General features: G+C 69.7%; 12 protein-coding genes and 1 pseudogene. 7 read left to right on the top strand and 6 right to left on the bottom strand.

Annotated features, from left to right (window positions below; all coding sequences use genetic code 11):
• Positions 1-71: 71 nt before the first annotated feature.
• Both QSG27_RS10945 and QSG27_RS10940 read left to right on the top strand, forming a co-directional pair.
• The gene (locus QSG27_RS10945) at positions 72-1,199 is read left to right on the top strand and encodes an alpha-2-macroglobulin family protein (protein ID WP_306705986.1); all 1,128 of its coding nucleotides are present in this window, start codon (positions 72-74) and stop codon (positions 1,197-1,199) included.
• Positions 1,145-4,801 (top strand): alpha-2-macroglobulin family protein, encoded by a 3,657-nt coding sequence (locus tag QSG27_RS10940; RefSeq protein ID WP_306705984.1) that lies wholly within the window; start codon positions 1,145-1,147, stop codon positions 4,799-4,801. The genes QSG27_RS10945 and QSG27_RS10940 overlap by 55 nt, the downstream gene beginning before the upstream one ends.
• A 101-nt stretch (positions 4,802-4,902) precedes the next feature.
• On the opposite strand, the gene QSG27_RS10935 is transcribed toward QSG27_RS10940, so the two are convergent.
• The gene (locus QSG27_RS10935; protein ID WP_306705983.1) at positions 4,903-5,097 is read right to left on the bottom strand and encodes a hypothetical protein; all 195 of its coding nucleotides are present in this window, start codon (positions 5,095-5,097) and stop codon (positions 4,903-4,905) included.
• Positions 5,098-5,371: 274 nt separating this feature from the next.
• Here QSG27_RS10935 and QSG27_RS10930 point away from each other — a divergent pair, with 274 nt between their 5' ends.
• The 5 genes from QSG27_RS10930 (at position 5,372) to QSG27_RS10910 (ending at position 12,283) form a co-directional block, all read left to right on the top strand.
• Positions 5,372-5,857 carry a MerR family transcriptional regulator gene (locus QSG27_RS10930; RefSeq protein ID WP_306705982.1) on the top strand — a complete coding sequence of 162 codons (486 nt, stop codon included), beginning with the start codon at positions 5,372-5,374 and terminating at the stop codon, positions 5,855-5,857.
• Entirely contained in the window at positions 5,854-7,017 is a 1,164-nt protein-coding gene (locus tag QSG27_RS10925) for a thiolase family protein (RefSeq protein WP_306705981.1), read from the top strand. Before QSG27_RS10930 ends, QSG27_RS10925 begins: the two co-directional genes overlap by 4 nt.
• Positions 7,018-7,045: 28 nt before the next feature.
• Positions 7,046-9,379, top strand: a complete 2,334-nt coding sequence (locus QSG27_RS10920; protein ID WP_306705980.1) for a 3-hydroxyacyl-CoA dehydrogenase/enoyl-CoA hydratase family protein — start codon at positions 7,046-7,048, stop codon at positions 9,377-9,379.
• 17 nt (positions 9,380-9,396) lie between these two features.
• Positions 9,397-11,187 carry an acyl-CoA dehydrogenase C-terminal domain-containing protein gene (locus tag QSG27_RS10915; protein ID WP_306705979.1) on the top strand — a complete coding sequence of 597 codons (1,791 nt, stop codon included), beginning with the start codon at positions 9,397-9,399 and terminating at the stop codon, positions 11,185-11,187.
• A 448-nt stretch (positions 11,188-11,635) separates the two neighbouring features.
• The gene (locus QSG27_RS10910) at positions 11,636-12,283 is read left to right on the top strand and encodes a response regulator (RefSeq protein WP_306705978.1); all 648 of its coding nucleotides are present in this window, start codon (positions 11,636-11,638) and stop codon (positions 12,281-12,283) included.
• A 116-nt stretch (positions 12,284-12,399) separates the two neighbouring features.
• On the opposite strand, the gene QSG27_RS10905 is transcribed toward QSG27_RS10910, so the two are convergent.
• From QSG27_RS10905 to QSG27_RS10885, 5 genes and pseudogenes are all read right to left on the bottom strand, one after another.
• Positions 12,400-12,834: a CBS domain-containing protein gene (locus QSG27_RS10905; protein WP_306705976.1), complete on the bottom strand. Its 435-nt coding sequence runs from the start codon at positions 12,832-12,834 to the stop codon at positions 12,400-12,402.
• Between the two features lie 163 nt (positions 12,835-12,997).
• Positions 12,998-13,696 (bottom strand): OmpW/AlkL family protein, encoded by a 699-nt coding sequence (locus tag QSG27_RS10900; protein WP_306705974.1) that lies wholly within the window; start codon positions 13,694-13,696, stop codon positions 12,998-13,000.
• Positions 13,697-13,856: 160 nt separating this feature from the next.
• The gene (locus tag QSG27_RS10895; RefSeq protein WP_306705973.1) at positions 13,857-14,345 is read right to left on the bottom strand and encodes a hypothetical protein; all 489 of its coding nucleotides are present in this window, start codon (positions 14,343-14,345) and stop codon (positions 13,857-13,859) included.
• A 14-nt stretch (positions 14,346-14,359) separates the two neighbouring features.
• A complete protein-coding gene (locus QSG27_RS10890) occupies positions 14,360-15,505 on the bottom strand; it encodes an NAD(P)/FAD-dependent oxidoreductase (protein ID WP_306705972.1) in 1,146 nt (381 codons plus the stop codon).
• Positions 15,506-15,621: 116 nt separating this feature from the next.
• A pseudogene (locus tag QSG27_RS10885) lies at positions 15,622-17,306 on the bottom strand (chromosome partitioning protein ParA); the annotation flags it as partial.

Below are 17,306 nucleotides of genomic sequence, written 5' to 3'. Positions count from 1 at the left end.
GGTGATTTCGCCGGTGTTTTCGTATAGTGCCCGCGCGCCCCGCGCCGGGCGGCTGGTCCAGGGAAGATCGAATGTTGCGTGCAGTGGCGCGTGTCTGTGCCGTCCTCGTCGCGTCCTCAACCCCCGTCATCGCCGCCGACGCGCCGCCCGAGCCGGTGCCCTTCGGCGTGTCCTCCGCCGAGGTGGTGGCGGAACGCGACGTGCCGCAGGCCTGCTTCACCTTCACCGACCGGCTGGAAAAGTCGCGCGCGGTGAACTACCGCGATTACGTCGAGGTGAAGCCGGCGGGCGAGGGCGTGGCTTTCGACGGGACCGCCGTCGCCCGCGACCGCACGCTCTGCGTGGAAGGGCTGAAGCACGGGCAGAGCTACCGCATCACCCTGCGCGACGGGCTGCCGGGCAGCGACGGGAAGCGCCTGCCGAACCCCGACGCCCGCGACATCGAGGTGCCGAACCGCAAGCCGGCGCTGGCCTTCCGTGGGGCGGGCTACATCCTGCCGCGCATCGGGACGGACGGGCTGCCGCTGCGCTCCATCAACCTCGACCGGGCGAAGCTGCAGGTGCTGCGGATCAACGACCGCAGTCTGGTGGAGAAGATCTATTTCGGCCGCATCGGCCAGCAGATGTCCGACCACGAGGTGGGGGAGATCCTCGACCGCTCCGGCCAGGAGGTGTGGCGCGGCGAGATGGCGATCAGCAACAGCCGCAACCAGGCGGTGGTGACGCCCTTCCCGATCGACGCCGTTCTGGGCCGGCTGGAGCCCGGCGTCTACATCGCCGTGGCCGGCACGGAGGACATCAAGCCCGGCGGCTGGGACCACAAGGCGACCCAGTGGTTCGTCGTGTCCGATCTCGGCCTGAACGCCATCACGGGGGAGGACGCGCTGGTCGTCTTCGCGCGCTCCGTGAAGACCGCGGCGCCGGAGGCGGGGGTGGAACTGCGCCTGCTTGCCCGCAACAACGCGGAGCTTGGCAAGGCGCTGACCGGCCCGGACGGGCTGGCGCGGTTCGACCTCGCCGCGCTGCGCGCCGCCGGTCGGGACCCGGCGCAGGCGCTGTTCGCCTACCGCGGGGCGGGTGATTTCGGCTTCCTCGACCTCGTGACGCCGGCATCTCCCGCCCCGGCGAGACGGTGCATCTGGCGATGCTGCTGCGCGACGCCGACGCCAAGCCGGTCGCGGGCCGCCCGGTCACGCTGAAGATCCAGCGCCCGGACGGGTTCGAGGTGGACCGCCGTCCGCTCGCCGAGTCCGGCGGCGGCAGCTTCGCCGCCCGTGTCGAGATTCCGGCCAACGCCCTGACCGGCACCTGGGCCGTCACCGCCCATGGCGAGCCGGAGGCCGGTGCCCAATCAAATGCAACGGGGCCGGGTGCCATGGGGCCGGTGCTGGGCCGCGCCGAATTCCTGGTGGAGGACTTCGTGCCGCCGCGGCTGGAGGTCGCCCTGGCCGCCGAGGCGGCGGAGCTTCCGGCGGACGGCAAGACGACCCTGACCATCGACGGGCATTTCCTCTACGGCGCCCCGGCGGCGGGCCTGCCGGGCGAACTGGCGGTGACCCTGCGCGCCGCCGCCAACCCCTACCCGAACCTGCCCGGCTACCGCTTCGGCCTCGCCCAGGAAGAGGTGAAGCCGCTGCGGACGGATCTGCCCGGCTTCACCACCAACCGCAACGGGCAGGCCAAGGCCGACCTCGCGCTGCCCAAGGCGCCGGAGAGCACCAAGCCGCTGGAGGCGGTGGTCCGCGCCACCGTGCTGGACATCGGGGGCCGCTCGGTCAGCCGCGATCTGGTGCTGCCGGTGCGCCACCAGCCCTTCGCCGTCGGCATCCGCCCGCGCTTCGAGGGCGACGGGGTGCCGGAAGGCGCCACCGCCGGATTCGACGTGGTGTCCGTGGGGCCGGACGGCCAGCCGCTGGACAAGGACGACCTCTCCTACGAGCTGTTCGAGGAGGAGTACGACTACGCCTGGTTCGAGGCGAACGGGCGCTGGGACTACAAGGTCACCGTGCGGGACCAGCGGGTGACCGGCGGCACGCTCGCCACCCAGGCGGCCAAGCCCGGTTCGGTGGAGGCCCCGGTGACCGCCGGCCGTTACCGGCTGGAGGTGTTCGACCCCAAGACCGGCGTGGCGAGCAGCCTGCGCTTCGCCGCCGGCTGGTGGATGACCCCGACCGCGGGCGAGCGCCCCGATCAGGTGGACGTGACCGTCATGCTGCCCGCCTACAAGGGCGGCGAGACGGCCTGGGTCTATGTGAAGCCGCCCTACGACAGCGAGGTGCTGATCGCCGTCGCCGACCGCAAGATCCGTCACGCCTCCACCCGCCGCATCGGGCCGGAGGGGGCCTTCCTGGAGATCCCCGTCGATCCGACCTGGACCGGCGGCGTCTATGTGCTGGCGACCGCCTTCGGCGCGCCGGACGCCGCGGGCGGCCCGTCGAAGGGCGTGGCCCGCCGCGCCGTCGGCCTGTCCTGGCTGGCGGTGGACGGGGCCGAGCGGGCGCTGGACGTGCGCGTCGCCGCCCCGGCGCAGACCGAGCCCCGCCGCTCGGTCACCGCGGAGGTGGTGGTGGCGGGCGCGCCGGAAGGCCAGCCGGCCTATGTGACGGTCGCCGCGGTGGACGACGCCGTGCTTCAGCTCACCGACCAGCATTCGCCGAACCCGATCGACCATTATCTTGGCAAGCGCCGGCTGGGCGTGGAACTGCGCGATTCCTTCGGGCGGCTGATCGACCCGGCGGTTCTGGACGCCACCCGCACGCGCCCCGGCGCCGCGCCGCGTCTGCGTCAGGTCGGCGTCACCGTTCCGCAGAAGTCGGAGCGGGTCGTCTCCCTGTTCTCCGGCGTGCTGACCGTGGGGCCGGACGGCAAGGTGGCGGTGCCGCTGGACGTCCCCGACTTCCAGGGCCGGCTGCGCCTGATGGCGGTGGCCTGGAGCGGGGACAAGCTGGGGCATGCCGAGTCCTCCGTGCTGGTCGCCGATCCGGTGCTGGCCGACCTGGGCCTGCCGCGCTTCCTGGCGCCGGGGGATCGGGCGGTGGTTCCGGTGACCCTCGACAATGTCGGCGGTCCCGCGGGCGCCTACCGCATCTCCCTGATCGCCAGCGGCGCCGTGTCGCTCGTCGAGGGGACCATCGCCGTGCCCGATCTGGGCAAGGGCAAGCGCGCCTCCGCCGGGCGCGTCCTGACCGCCGAGGGTGTGGGCATGGGCCACGTCGCGCTGGACGTGACCGGGCCGGACGGCCTGCGCATCACCCGCCAGTGGGACATCCCGGTGCGCCCCGCCGCCCCGCTGGTCACACGCCGCAGCGCCGCCATGCTGCCCCCGGACCGCGGCGTGGAGCTTCCCGCCGACCTGCTGAACGGCCTGCGTCCGGAGACGGCCGCGGCGGCCCTGTCGCTGGGCAACCTGCCGGAGATCGACGTGCCCGGCCTGCTGACCGCGCTGGAGCGCGGCGGACCCGGCGGGCTAGAGATGACGGCCAGCCGCGCGCTGCCCCTGCTGTCGCTGGGCGACGTGGCGGTCGGGCTGGGCATCGCCTCGGACGAGCGGGTGAAGGCGCGGGTGCAGCGGGCGGTGGACCGCGCGTTGACCTTCCAGCGGATGGACGGCGCCTTCGCCGCCTGGTCGCCGAAGGGGGAGGCCGATTCCTGGCTGACCGCCTACGCGCTCGACTTCCTGGGCCGCGCCAAGGCCGCCGGCTACCGCGTGCCGGAGGTGCCTTACCGCAAGGGTCTGGACGGGCTGCGCGGCGCGCTCGACAACGCCTGGGTGGAGGCCGACGAGCAGCCGGCCCGCGCCTACGCGCTCTATGTGCTGGCCCGCGCCCGGATGATCGACGCCGGTGCGGTGCGTTACTTCCAGGAGACCTTCTGGGACAAGCTGCAGACCGACTTCGCCCGCGCCCAGGTCGCCACCGCCATCGCGGTTCTGGGAGACAAGGATCGCGCGGCGGAGGCGTTCGGGCGGCTGTCCGGCGCCCGCGTCGTGTCGGCCAGCCTGCGCGACTACGGCTCGTCCCTGCGCGACGAGGCCGGCGTGGTCGCCCTGATGGCCGAAAGCGGCGTGGTCGAGCGGGAGCGTCTGACCCAGGCGACCGACCGCCTGTCCAAGACCTACGCCGCCGTCCGCACCACCGGCGTGCAGGAGCAGGCGTGGCTTCTCCAGGCGGCCAAGGCGCTGATCGACCGGGCGCCGCCGATGAAGATTGCGCAAGCGGATCAGGTGACCGAGGGGGCGAAGCCGCTGTTCCAGCGGATCGACCCGGCGGCCCCGCCGGCCATCCGCAACGCGGGCGGCGAGCCGCTGCGCCAGATCCTGTCGGTGTCCGGCATCGCCGACGCGGCGCCGGGCGCGGAGGAGCAGGGCATGACCGTGACCCGCAGTCTGTTCGACATGACCGGCCGCCCCGCCGATCCGGGGGCCGTGCGCCCGAACGACCGGCTGGTGGTGATCCTGGAGGGCAGCGCGTCCGATCCGGTGGACCGGCAGGTTCTGGTCTCCGATCCGCTGCCCGCGGGCTTCGAGATCGAGGCCGCCCGATTCGCCGGGGGCGGGGCGCCGCTGGGCGACCTGTCCTGGCTGGGCGAACTGACCGCGCCGCGCGCCGTCGATTACCGCGACGACCGCTTCGTCGCCGCGCTGGACATGACGAAGCAGGCGCCGCGCTTCCGGCTGGTCTATCTGGTGCGCGCGGTGACCCCCGGCGACTACGCCCAGCCCGGCGCCACGGTGGAGGATCTCTACCGCCCGCACCAGTCGGCCCGGACCGCCGCGTCGCGCCTGCGCGTCCTGCCGGAGTGACCTGACAAAACGGGAAAGCCCCATCGCCCGCCGTGCGCGGGCGATGGGGCTTTCGCTTTTTCAGGCTGGCGTGTGGGGCGGCCGTTGCCGAGTCCGGACGGTCAGACGGTTTTCTGGTGGTCGTCGTCGCGTTGGCGGGTGATGAACATCACGATGACCACCACGACCGCGAAGAAAGCGGTCAGCGCCACATAGAACAGCAATGCGACTCCGACCGTCATGGTGCCGATCAGCACCATGGCGAGTATCCAGACGCCCAGCGATACGATGGCGCGCGACGACATCGGCTGTCCCAACCCTGGTTGTCGTAACTCCTGCGGTCCTGCCCCGTGACCGGCTGTCATGACCTGGGCGTCTTCGCCCCGGCATGCCCGGCTGCTTTTTGTTGAATGAAGCGAGCCTGCCACAGCCGGGGAGGCGAACCGCCCGTGGCATCCTGTCACTGCGCGCCCGCGCCGCACCCCCCGGATCGGCGGCGGTGGAGGATCGGCTGTCCGCTTGACAGCAAACCGAAGGCGCCTTACCTTTACGTAAACGTCAACCAATGACGATCAAGGGAAGGGTGGGAGGATGCCGCAACCGGCACGGTCGATGGGGTGGGACGCGCGTGGCAACGCCGGGCTGGAACCCAGCCAGGACGGTCCCGCGCGCCGTTTCGCCATCGGGGAACTGGCCGACGAGTTCGGGCTGACCCACCGCACGATCCGCCATTACGAGGACGAAGGGCTGCTGGCGCCGGAGCGCGACGGCACGGTCCGCGTCTACGGCCACCGCGACCGGGCACGCCTTGCGCTGATCTGCCGGGGCAAGCGGCTGGGTTTCAGCCTCGCCGAGATCAAGGAATTCCTCACCCTCTACGACGCGGACGAGGCCCAGTTGGAGCAGATGCGCTTCATGCAGCGCATCGCCCGCCGCCGCATCGCCGACCTGGAACGGCAGCTTCAGGACGTCCAGCAGACGCTGGCCGAGCTGCAGATCATCGACACCCAGATCTCCGACCATTTCCGCAAGAACGGAATCACGGAGACGCAGACCACGGAGGACACGCAACCATGACCCTGGCGCCTTTGACCACGCCCACCATTCCGGTCGTCATCGCCGGTTACGCCCGCTCGCCCTTCGCCTTCGCCAGCAAGGGCGAACTGGCGAGGGTCCGCCCCGACGACCTGCTGGCCCGCGTCGTCGCGGCGCTGGTCGAGCGCACGGGCGTCAACCCGCAGGACATCGAGGACGTCGCGGTCGGCTGCGCCTTCCCCGAGGGCGAGCAGGGCATGAACATCGCCCGCACCGTGTCCTTCCTGGCGAAGCTGCCGCTGACCGCCGCGGCGACCACGATCAACCGCTATTGCGGCTCGTCCATGCAGGCGATCCATCAGGCGGCGGGAGCCATCCAGATGGGGGCGGGCGAGGTGTTCCTGTGCGGCGGCATCGAGTCGATGAGCCGCGTTCCGATCATGGGCTACAACCCGCTGCCCCATCCGGGCCTGAAGGACAGCTATCCGGAAGCCTACTGCTCGATGGGCATCACGGCGGAGAACGTCGCCCGCCGCTACCAGATCTCCCGCGCGGAGCAGGAGGCGCTCGCCGCGGAATCGCACGCCAAGGCCGCCGCGGCGCAGGAGGCCGGGCGCTTCGCCGACGAGATCGTCGGCATCCAGACCGCCGCGGGCGTTGTGGAGCGTGACGGCTGCATCCGTCCCGGCACCAGCGCCGAGACGCTGGGCGGCCTGAAGCCCGCCTTCATCGCCGACGGCTCGGTCACCGCCGGCACCTCCTCGCCCCTGACCGATGGCGCCTCCGCGGTGCTGGTCACGACGGAAGCCTACGCGAAGGCCAACGGCCTGCCGATCCTCGCCCGCATCCGCTCCGTCGCGGTTGCCGGCTGCGCGCCGGAGGTGATGGGCCTCGGCCCGGTCCCGGCGGCGCAGAAGGCGCTGGCGCGCGCCGGCCTGTCCATCCGGGACATCGACGTGATCGAGCTGAACGAGGCCTTCGCCGCCCAGGCCATCGCCTGCATGCGCGACCTGGAGATCGACCCGGCCACGGTGAACCTGGACGGCGGCGCCATCGCGCTCGGCCACCCGCTGGGCGCCACGGGCGCCCGCATCACCGGCAAGGCCGCGGCCCTGCTGAAGCGCGAAGGCAAGCAGTTCGCTCTCGCCACCCAGTGCATCGGCGGCGGCCAGGGCATCGCCACCATCCTGGAAGCGGTCTGACGGCGGCGGGACAGGGAGGCAACGAACCATGCAAATCAAACGCGCCGCCGTGATCGGCTCCGGCGTGATGGGCAGCGGCATCGCCGCCCATTTCGCGAACGCCGGCATCCCCGTCGTTCTGCTCGACATCCCCGCCAAGGAGGGTGACGACCGCAGCGCCATCGCCAGGGGGGCCATCCAGAAGCTGCTGAAGGCCGACCCCGCGCCCTTCATGCACCCGAAGAACGCCAAGCTGGTGACGCCGGGCAATCTGGAGGACGATCTGGCCCTGTTGGCCGACGTGGACTGGATCGTCGAGGCCATCGTCGAGAATCCCGCGGTCAAGGCCGACCTCTACCGGCGCATCGACCCGGTGCGCAAGGACGGCTCCGTGGTGTCGTCCAACACCTCGACCATCCCGCTGGGCGTGCTGGTGGACGGGCAGTCGGACGCCTTCAGGCGCGATTTCCTGATCACCCACTTCTTCAACCCGCCGCGCTACATGCGCCTGCTGGAGATCGTGGGCGGCGCGGCCACCCGGCCCGACGCGCTGGCCGCCATCGCCGACTTCTGCGACCGCAGCCTGGGCAAGGGCGTGGTGCACTGCAAGGACACGCCGGGTTTCATCGCCAACCGCATCGGCGTCTACTGGATTCAGACGGCGATCAACGCCGCCGTCGATCTGGGGCTGACGGTGGAGGAGGCCGACGCCATCGTGGGCCGCCCCATGGGCATCCCGAAGACCGGCGTGTTCGGGCTGGTGGATCTGGTCGGGCTCGATCTGATGCCGCACATCGCCAAGAGCCTGCTGGCCACCCTGCCGGGGAACGACCCCTACCGCGCCGCCTTCCGCGAGCACGCCGTCATCGCCAAGATGATCGCGGACGGCTATACGGGCCGCAAGGGCAAGGGCGGCTTCTACCGCCTGAACCGGGCCGGCGGCGCCAAGGTCAAGGAAGCCATCGACCTGTCCACCGGCGAATACCGCCGCTCCGAGAAGCCGCGGCTGGAGAGCGTCTCCACCGCCGGGCGCGACCTGCGGGCGCTGGCCGAATTCCCCGACAGGACCGGCCAGTACGCCCGCCGGGTGCTGGCCCGCACGCTGGCCTACGCCGCGTCGCTGGTGCCGGAGATCGCCGACAGCGTCGTCGCGGTCGATGAGGGCATGCGGCTGGGCTACAACTGGAAGCAGGGTCCGTTCGAGCTGATCGACCGGCTGGGCACCGGCTGGTTCGCGGATCTCTGCCGCAGCGAAGGCATCCCCGTCCCGCCGCTGGTCGAACAGGCCGCCGGGCGCCCCTTCTACCGGGTGGAGGACGGCAAGCTCCAACACCTGACCACCGCGGGCTTGTACGACACGGTGGTGCGTCCGGACGGCGTGCTGCTGCTGTCCGACGTCAAGCGGGCGTCGAAGCCGGTGTGGAAGAACGGCTCGGCCAGCCTGTGGGACATCGGCGACGGCGTGCTGTGCGTCGAGTTCACTAGCAAAATGAACGCGCTGGACGGCGACATCATGGCCGCCTACGGCAAGGCCATCAGGCTGATCGGCGACGGGAAGGGAGAGTGGAAGGCCCTGGTCGTCCACAACGAGTCCGACAACTTCTCGGTCGGCGCCAATCTGGGCCTCGCCCTGTTCGCCCTGAACGTCGGGCTGTGGCCGCAGATCGAGGAGTTGGTGGAGGGCGGGCAGCGCGCCTACCGCGCCCTGAAGCACGCGCCCTTCCCGGTGGTGGCGGCGCCCAGCGGTCTGGCGCTCGGCGGCGGCTGCGAGATCCTGCTGCATTCCGACCATGTGCAGGCCCATGCCGAGACCTACATGGGTCTGGTCGAGGTCGGCGTCGGGCTGATCCCCGCCTGGGGCGGCTGCACCGAGATGCTGGCCCGCCACGCCGCCAACCCGAAGACCCCGAAGGGGCCGATGCCGGCCATCGCCGGGGCCTTCGAGACCATCAGCCTCGCCAAGGTCGCCAAGTCGGCGGCGGAGGCCAAGGACCTGCTGTATCTGCGCCCCGGCGACGGCATCACCATGAACCGCGACCGCCTGCTGGCCGACGCCAAGGCCAAGGCGCTGGAACTGGCCGCGAACTACACCCCGCCGGAGAAGGCAACCTACACGCTGCCCGGTCCCAACGGGCGGACCGCGCTGGAGCTGTTCCTGGAAGGCTTCGCGTTGCAGGGCAAGGCCACGCCGCACGACATGGTCGTCTGCGGCAAGCTGGCCGAGGTGCTGACCGGCGGGGCGAAGGCCGACGTCACCCAGCCGGTGACCGAGGACCAGATGCTGGCGCTGGAGCGCGCGGCCTTCATGGAGCTGGTGCGGACCACCGGCACGATCGACCGGGTGGAGCACATGCTGACCACCGGCAAGCCGCTGCGGAACTGATGGGGGAGGACTGAGCAATGCCGATCTACAAGGCTCCGCTGGAGGATGTGCGCTTCGTTCTCGACGAGATCGTCGGTGCGGGCAAGCTGGCCGAACTGCCGGGTTACGAGGACGCCACCCCCGACCTGATCGCCCAGGTTCTGGAGGAAGGCGCCAAGCTGTGCGAGGAGGTGCTGTTCCCGCTGAACCAGTCCGGCGATGGGGAGGGTTGTACCTTCGAGAACGGCGTCGTGCGCACGCCCAAGGGATTCAAGGAGGCGTACGGCACCTACATCGAGGCGGGCTGGCAGGGCCTCGCCTGCGATCCGGCCTATGGCGGGCAGGGGCTGCCGAAGCTGGTGAACACCATGCTGGAGGAGTTCATCTGCTCCGCCAACCTCAGCTTCGGCATGTATCCGGGCCTGTCGCTGGGGGCCTACAACGCGCTGGCCACCTACGGGTCGGAGGAGCTGAAGCAGCGCTTCCTGGGCCGGCTGGTGGACGGCACCTGGGCCGGCACCATGTGCCTGACGGAGCCGCATTGCGGCACCGACCTGGGGCTGATCCGCACCAAAGCGGTTCCGCAGGAGGACGGAAGCCACAAAATCACCGGCACGAAGATCTTCATCTCCGCCGGCGAGCATGACCTGACCGAGAACATCCTGCACCTCGTGCTGGCGCGCCTGCCCGACGCGCCCGCCGGAACGCGCGGCATCAGCCTGTTCCTGGTGCCGAAGTTCCTGCCCAACGAGGACGGCACGGTCGGTCCGCGCAACGGCGTCACCTGCGGCTCCATCGAGCACAAGATGGGCATCAAGGCGTCGGCCACCTGCGTCATGAACTTCGAGGACGCCACCGGCTGGCTGGTCGGCGAGCCGCACAAGGGCATGCGGGCGATGTTCGTGATGATGAACGCCGCCCGCCTCGCGGTCGGCATCCAGGGGCTGGGGCTGGCCGAGGTCAGCTACCAGAACGCCGTGGCCTATGCGAAGGAACGGCTCCAGGGCCGCTCGCTGAAGGGCACGGCGCACCCCGACAAGCCCGCCGACCCGATCATCGTGCATCCCGACGTGCGGCGGAACCTGCTGACCGCCCGCGCCTACACCGAGGGGGCCCGTGCGCTCGGCGCCCTGGTCGGCTACAAGCTGGACGTGGCGGAAAAGCACGCCGACGAGCGGACGCGCCAGGAGGCGGACGAGTTCGTCCAGCTCATGACGCCGATCGTCAAGGCGCTGTTCACCGACATCGGCTTCGAGTCGGCCAACATCGCGGTGCAGGTGCATGGCGGCCACGGCTTCATCTGGGAAACCGGGGTGGAGCAGTATGTGCGCGACGCCCGCATCTGCCAGATCTACGAGGGCACCAACGGCATCCAGGCGCTGGACCTCGTGGGGCGCAAGCTGCCGCAGGACATGGGCCGCCTGCTGCGCCGCTTCTTCCACCCCGTCGGCGCGGAGATCGAGGCCGACATGGAGAAGGAAGAGCTGGCGGAGTTCGTCATGCCGCTGGCCAAGGCCTTCGCCAAGCTCCAGCAGGCGACCGCCATCGTCGCCCAGAAGGGGCTGAAGGACCCGGAGGAGGCCGGGGCCGCGGCCACCGACTATCTGCGTCTGTTCGGGCTGGTGGCGCTCGGCTGGATGTGGCTGAAGATGGTCAAGGCCGCCCAGGCGAAGCAGTCGGCGGGGGAGGGCGACGCGGCCTTCCTTGAGGCCAAGATCCGGACGGCCCGCTTCTACACGGCGAAGCTGCTGCCGCAGACCAACGCCCTGTTCATCACCATCATGGCCGGTTCCAAACCCCTGATGGAGATGGAGGAGGCCGCCTTCTGAGGGGCAACCCAACGGGGCCTATGTCTTTGGGCCGGGATCGGTGTATGCTTCACCGGTTCCGGCCTTTTCGTTCCGAAAGATGCGAAGGATAGAAAGTACGGAAACAGCAGCCCTTTATGACGAGAACGCTTATGGCCTGACACAATCGCCTCCGCTTTCGTCCTGGGGAGCGGGTGCGCGAAGAGGATATTGCTGTGGCGCAGCAATGCCATTGTTCAGAGCCTTGGATGTGACAAAGGTTAAATTCGGGTTGTCCGACCCCGCCGAATCGTGGTACATCTGATGTGACATTACCCTGGATAAGGACTTTCTATACCTTTTGGAATTGGGTCATATGATGCTTGAAAATGACCTGCATTTTTTCCGAAACTGAGGGTCGGAACACTGACCTTGCGTCAGAGCTGTACGTTCGGACCATTGAAAGCACTGAGTACGGGGGCACCACCAGATGAAAATCCTGATCGGAGACGACCATGTGCTTTTCCGGGAGGGATTGCGCAGGCTGCTGGAGCAGCTGAAGGAGGGTGCCAGCTTTGAAGAAGCCAGCAACTTTGACGAGCTTCTGGAAAAGGCTGGCGGGGGCGAGAAATACGATCTCGTCCTGACCGATCTGCGCATGCCCGGTTGGCCCGGCTTCTCCGGCATCCAAGATCTGCGGGGAAAACAGCCCGACTCCAAGGTCGTGGTCGTGTCCGCGTCCGAGGCGCATCACGACGTTCGCGACGCGCTGGAGCACGGCGCGGCGGGCTACATTCCGAAATCCTCCAGCGTGAAGATCATGCTGAGCGCGCTTGATCTGATCTTTTCCGGCGGCGTCTATGTGCCGCCCACCGTGCTGCGCGAGGCCGGCGAGGCCGAGGTGCGCGTCGGTTCCTCCATCCCGCCCAGCGATCCGCAGCTCGACCACCTGTTGACCCAGCGTCAGCGGGAGGTTCTCGACCGCCTGCGCGAAGGCAAGTCGAACAAGCAGATCGCCCATGAACTCGGCCTGTCCGAGGGCACGGTGAAAATCCACATGACCGCCATCTTCAAGTCGCTGGGCGTGCGCAACCGCACCCAGGCCGCCATGGCCTTCCCGCAATCGCACTCCGCCTGAGCGAACGGCCCGAACGAACGGCCGGAGCGAACAGTTGGTCCGTCTGTTGAAAACGCCCGCGGAACGGTCCGCGGGCGTTTTCGTCTTTGGGAAACGGGTGGTTCGAAGCGTGAGCGTCAGCCCATCCCGGCGACATAGCCGCGCAGGGATTCGACCTCCAGCTCCGCGTCGTCCAGCCGTGCCTTCACGATGTCGCCGATGCTGACCAGCCCGACGAGTTCGCCGCCGTCCAGGATCGGCAGGTGGCGGATTCGGCGCTGCGTCATGACGGCCATGATCTGCGACACGGTGTCGGACGGGCTCCCGGTGACAAGGTCGCGGGTCATCAACTCCGCGGCGGGCCGTTCCAGGGCGGCGGCGCCGTCCGCGGCCACGGCGCGGACGATGTCGCGTTCGGACAGGATTCCGGCGGGCAGGCCGTCGTCCTTCATCACCAGGACGGCGCCGATTTTGTGATGGGCAAGCTTGCGGGCGACCGAATCGATCCGGTCGTCCGGACTGGCTGTGATGATCTCCGTGCCCTTCCTTTTCAAGACGGCGGCAATGTGCATGGTTGTTCTTCCTTCCCGCACGGATTCGCGAATGGAAATGCTCCCGCACTGCCGCCGGTCGTGGAAGGCGCGAAAAAGAACAAGCCGGATACCTCTTTCGAGGTACCCGGCCTGATTCCCGCGTTCGCGCAGGGCCTCCCGCGGGAGGCCCCGGAGACGCCGATTAGAAGCGGTAGCCGATGCCCAGGCCGACCAGCCACGGGTCGATGCGGACATCCGAGGTGACCGGAACGCCGCTGACGTTGGCGGTGACGTCGGTCTTCAGGAAGATCTTCTTGACGTCGAGGTTCAGCGACCAGTTGCCGGTCAGGGCGACGTCGACACCGGCCTGGAGCGCCCAGCCGAAGCGGTTCTTGTAATCGACGGTGTTGGTGGTGAAGCCGTCCGCGTTGGTGCGGCGGGCGGCGGTCTCGTCGTAGAACCAGGTGTAGTTGATGCCGGCGCCGACGTAGGGGCTGACGCGCTCCTTCGTGAAGAAGTGGTACTGGGCGGTCAGGGTCGGCGGCAGGAGCGACACCTTGCCCACGTCGATGTTGTTGCCGGTGATCAGCGAGCCGGAAACCTTGTGACGGGTCGTGCCGGCGATCAGCTCCAGGGCGATGTTGTCGGTGACGAAGTAGGAGAAGTCGAGCTCGGGGATGTAGTCGTTCCCGATCTTCACGCTGCCGATGTTGCTGCCGCCGAACGGACCGCCGCCGATCAGATCACCGTCTTCCTGCGGGATCACGGCGAGGGCGCGCGCGCGCACCAGGATGTCGCCGGCGGACTTGCCCTTGAAATCCTGGGCCAGCGACGGGGTGGAAACGGCGGCGAGAGCCGTGGTCGCCAGCAGGGCGGCGGCGGCGCGCTTCAGGAAAGTCATGGGATTCGCTCCAGGGCAGTATTAGCTGATGTCGTTCTTTTGGCTTAATGCCTGGAGATGTATTACCAGACTTTCTTTAGGGTTGCTACGGCACCTCAACCAATCCGTCATACTGAGGCGTCTTTGCAACAGCGACGAGTTGTCGCATGGACTGGAACTCTTACCGCGCGGGGGCCATGGGGGATTGTGGGGACTGCGAAGGGATTTGCGTCAGGCAGTTCTGCACGATCGCATAGCACTGGCCGAGTCGGCTTCCGCCGCTGGACGACCCGCCGTAGATGACCCGTTCCACGGTTCCGCCGCGCAGGGTGAAGGTCGCCTCGCAATCCACGCTTCTCACGTCGTAGCCGTAGCCGCCCCAGGCGCCGTAGGGATAGCCCCAGTATCCGCCGTAACCGCCCCAGGACGGGTAGGAATACAGCCGGTTGCTGCGGTAGGTGAAGAATTCCTGGTCCCCGGCGGTGGCCTGCCGCTCCGGCACCCCGGCGCAGGACAGCAGGGTCTGTTTCGGCATGCCGATCAGCGCGTTCTGCGCGATCACGGCCTGATCCGCCGCGGGGTTGGCGCACCCGCCCAGAACACCGGCGCCCAGAACGACGGCGGCCAGAAGAACCGCCCTGGCTCCGATACCCTTCCTGGTCCCGCGCATCGCCGTTCCTCCCGTCAGGGGCGCCGCAGGCGGGCCGGCGCCAGATCCTCCGCTCGCACGCCCAGCGCCGCGACCTCCGCCGGCAGGCCGCCGCCGGTCGCCAGGGCCGCGGCGGTGCGGCCCATGGCCGGCGCCGTCTGGATGCCGTAGCCGCCCTGGCCCGCCAGCCAGAAGAAGCCCTCCGCCGACTCGTCGTAACCCGCCACCATCACCTTGTCGGCGACGAAGCTGCGCAGCCCCGCCCATTTGTGCGCAATACGACGAACGGAGAATTGCACCGCCTGTTCCATGCGGTCGATGGCGACGGCGATGTCCAACTCCTCCGGTTGCACGTCGCAGGGTTCGACGGGCGTCTCGTCGGCGGGGGACAGCAGCAGACGGCCCGATTCCGGCTTCATGTAGAACTGCTCGTCCACGTCGATGACCATCGGCCAGCCGGCGAGGCCCGCCGCGTCCGCCGGGTCGGCGAAGACCGGATCGAAAGTGATGGCGGTGCGCCGTTTCGGCACCAGCCCGATGGGCCGCACCCCGGCCATCCCCGCCAGAACGTCGGCCCAGCCCCCCGCCGCGTTGACCAGCACCGGGGCGGCGAAAGTCCCCGCCGGGGTGGTGGCGACCCACAGCCCGTCGCGCCGCTCCAGCGCCTCCACCCCGGCGTCGGTCACCAGCCGGCCGCCGCGCGCCTTCAACCCGCGCAGGTAGCCGGTGTGGATGGCGTGGACGTCCATGTCCATGGCTTCCGGCTCCCACACCGCGCCGTCCACGTACTCCGTCTTCAGGAAGGGCGCACGGGCCAGCGCCTGGGCGCGGTCGAGCCGCTCCACCGACGGAGTCAGCCGGCGGCCCTCGGCGAAGTCGCGGTCCAGCGCGGCGGTCTGGTCGGCCCGTCCGATCAGCAGCACGCCGCGCGGGGTCAGCAGCGGGTGTTCCGAAAAGCCGTCCGGCGGGTTGGTGTAGAAATCCCAGCTCGCCACCGTCAGGGCGCGGACCACCGGATGCCCGTAGGTCTGGGTGTAGAGCGCCGCCGACCGGCCCGTGGAGTGATAGCCGGGCTGGCTCTCCCGCTCCAGCACGACGACGCTGCCGTGCGCCGCCAGTTCATAGGCCGCCGAGGCGCCGGCCATGCCGCCGCCGACGATGAGGAAATCCACCCGTTCCACTCTGCCTCTCCCTTTCCGGCGCCATTGTCGGCCCGGTCATTGTCTCGTGTGATCTTATGCGTTGGGGAGGGACGAATGAAGCTGTGAAAGGCATGCGGTTGGAGGAGCGGCGCTGTTTACGCCGCCCCGCGCAGTTCCTCGGCGCTTTGCAGGTCCACGCTGACCAGTTGCGACACGCCCCGTTCCACCATGGTCACGCCGAACAGCCGGTCCACGCGGGCCATGGTCAGGCGGTGGTGGGTGATGATCAGGAAACGGGTGTTGCCCTCCCGCGCGATGTCCTCCACCAGATCGCAGAAGCGGCCGACATTCGCCTCGTCCAGCGGGGCGTCCACCTCGTCCAGCACGCAGATCGGGGCAGGGTTGGAGCGGAAGACGGCGAACAGCAGGGACAGGGCGGTCAGGGCCTGCTCGCCGCCGGACAGCAGCGACAGGACCTGCAGCTTCTTGCCCGGCGGGCTGGCGTAGATCTCCAGCCCGGCCTGCAGCGGGTCCTCGGCGTTGACCAGCTCCAGATACGCCTTGCCGCCGCCGAACAGGCGGGTGAACAGCTCCTGGAAATTGCGGTTCACCGTGTCGAAGGAGGCGACCAGACGTTCCCGTGCCTCGCGGTTCAGGCTGGCGATGCCCTGGCGCAGGCGGGCGATGGCGCTGACCAGATCCTCGCGTTCCGTCTGGAGGCTGCCGATCTGCGTTTCCAGCTCGGCGGCCTCGATCTCGGCGCGCAGGTTCACCGGCCCCATGTTCTCGCGCTCGCGGGTCAGCTTGTCGAGGCGTGACTCCACGACGGCCACGTCGGGCATCGGTTCGCCGGGGGGCAGGTCGGCGGCGGCGCGGGTCTGTTCGGGGCGGCAGTTCAGCCGCTCGGCGATGCGCTCCGTCAGGGTCTGGCCGTTCTGGAGGGCGGCGGAGACGGCGGCCTCGGCATGGGCACGGGCCTCGCGGGCGTCGGCCAGACCGGATTCGGCCTGCTTCAGCAGCTTTTCGGTCTCGGCCAGCCGGTTTTCCGCCTCGGCCAGGGCGTCGGCGGCGCGCTTGCGGGCGCGTTCGGCCTCGCTGATCCGGCTGAGAAGGGCCTGACGGTCCGCCTCGATCGCCGCCGGGCGGCTCTGAAGCTGGGCAAGGTCCGATTCGGCGGCGGCGGCGCGCTGCTTCAGTTCCGCCACGCGCCCGCCCGCCCCGGCGGAGCGGGTGCCCCAGGACGCCACGTCCTGCTGGATGGCGGCCAGACGCTGGCGGCGGGACTGCGCCTCGCGGGTCAGGCGGTCAAGGGCGTTCTGTTTCTCGGCCAGGACGGCGCGGTGCTCGGCCAGGGTGGCGCGGCGCTCGTTCACGGCGTCACGGCCTTCACGCGGGTCGGGCAGGGCATCCAGAAGCTCCCGCGCCTCCTCCAATGCGGCTTCGGCCTCCTGCCGGTCGGCATCGAGGCGGGTGATGCCCTCGGCCAGAGCCGCCAGCTTCGAGGCGGCGGCGTCGGCCTCGCGGGCCAGCCGGGCGTGGCGGTCGCGGGCGGCGGTCACCCCGGCGAAGGCGTCGCGCACCGCGTCGCGGGCGCGGCGGTCGGCCTGGGCGGCCTCCTCGACGGCGCGCTTGGCCTCGTCCAGGGCATCGCGGGCGAGGTCCAGCCGCTCGTCCGCGAGGTCCAACTCACCGCGCAGCTCGTTCAGGCGGTTGCGCTGCTTCAGGCGTACGGCGGCGGCGGTCGGCGCGCCGGCCTGCACGGTCGCCTCGCCGCCTCGTCGCGCCAGTGCAGCAGGGCATCCACGGTGCGGTCGGCCGCAGGACGGGACATTCCCGGCCA

The organism is Azospirillum isscasi (genome assembly GCF_030849505.1).
Classification (GTDB): domain Bacteria; phylum Pseudomonadota; class Alphaproteobacteria; order Azospirillales; family Azospirillaceae; genus Azospirillum; species Azospirillum isscasi.
This window is presented reverse-complemented; position numbering and strand designations above follow the sequence as displayed.

What these genes read in the sequence shown, in the direction of transcription:
- QSG27_RS10895 (WP_306705973.1), bottom strand. Translation starts at nt 14,345, where the DNA reads ATGCGCGGGACCAGGAAGGGTATCGGAGCCAGGGCGGTTCTTCTGGCC.
- QSG27_RS10910 (WP_306705978.1), top strand. Translation starts at nt 11,636, where the DNA reads ATGAAAATCCTGATCGGAGACGACCATGTGCTTTTCCGGGAGGGATTG.
- QSG27_RS10915 (WP_306705979.1), top strand. Translation starts at nt 9,397, where the DNA reads ATGCCGATCTACAAGGCTCCGCTGGAGGATGTGCGCTTCGTTCTCGAC.
- QSG27_RS10900 (WP_306705974.1), bottom strand. Translation starts at nt 13,696, where the DNA reads ATGACTTTCCTGAAGCGCGCCGCCGCCGCCCTGCTGGCGACCACGGCT.
- QSG27_RS10940 (WP_306705984.1), top strand. Translation starts at nt 1,145, where the DNA reads ATGCTGCTGCGCGACGCCGACGCCAAGCCGGTCGCGGGCCGCCCGGTC.
- QSG27_RS10930 (WP_306705982.1), top strand. Translation starts at nt 5,372, where the DNA reads ATGCCGCAACCGGCACGGTCGATGGGGTGGGACGCGCGTGGCAACGCC.
- QSG27_RS10905 (WP_306705976.1), bottom strand. Translation starts at nt 12,834, where the DNA reads ATGCACATTGCCGCCGTCTTGAAAAGGAAGGGCACGGAGATCATCACA.
- QSG27_RS10920 (WP_306705980.1), top strand. Translation starts at nt 7,046, where the DNA reads ATGCAAATCAAACGCGCCGCCGTGATCGGCTCCGGCGTGATGGGCAGC.
- QSG27_RS10945 (WP_306705986.1), top strand. Translation starts at nt 72, where the DNA reads ATGTTGCGTGCAGTGGCGCGTGTCTGTGCCGTCCTCGTCGCGTCCTCA.
- QSG27_RS10925 (WP_306705981.1), top strand. Translation starts at nt 5,854, where the DNA reads ATGACCCTGGCGCCTTTGACCACGCCCACCATTCCGGTCGTCATCGCC.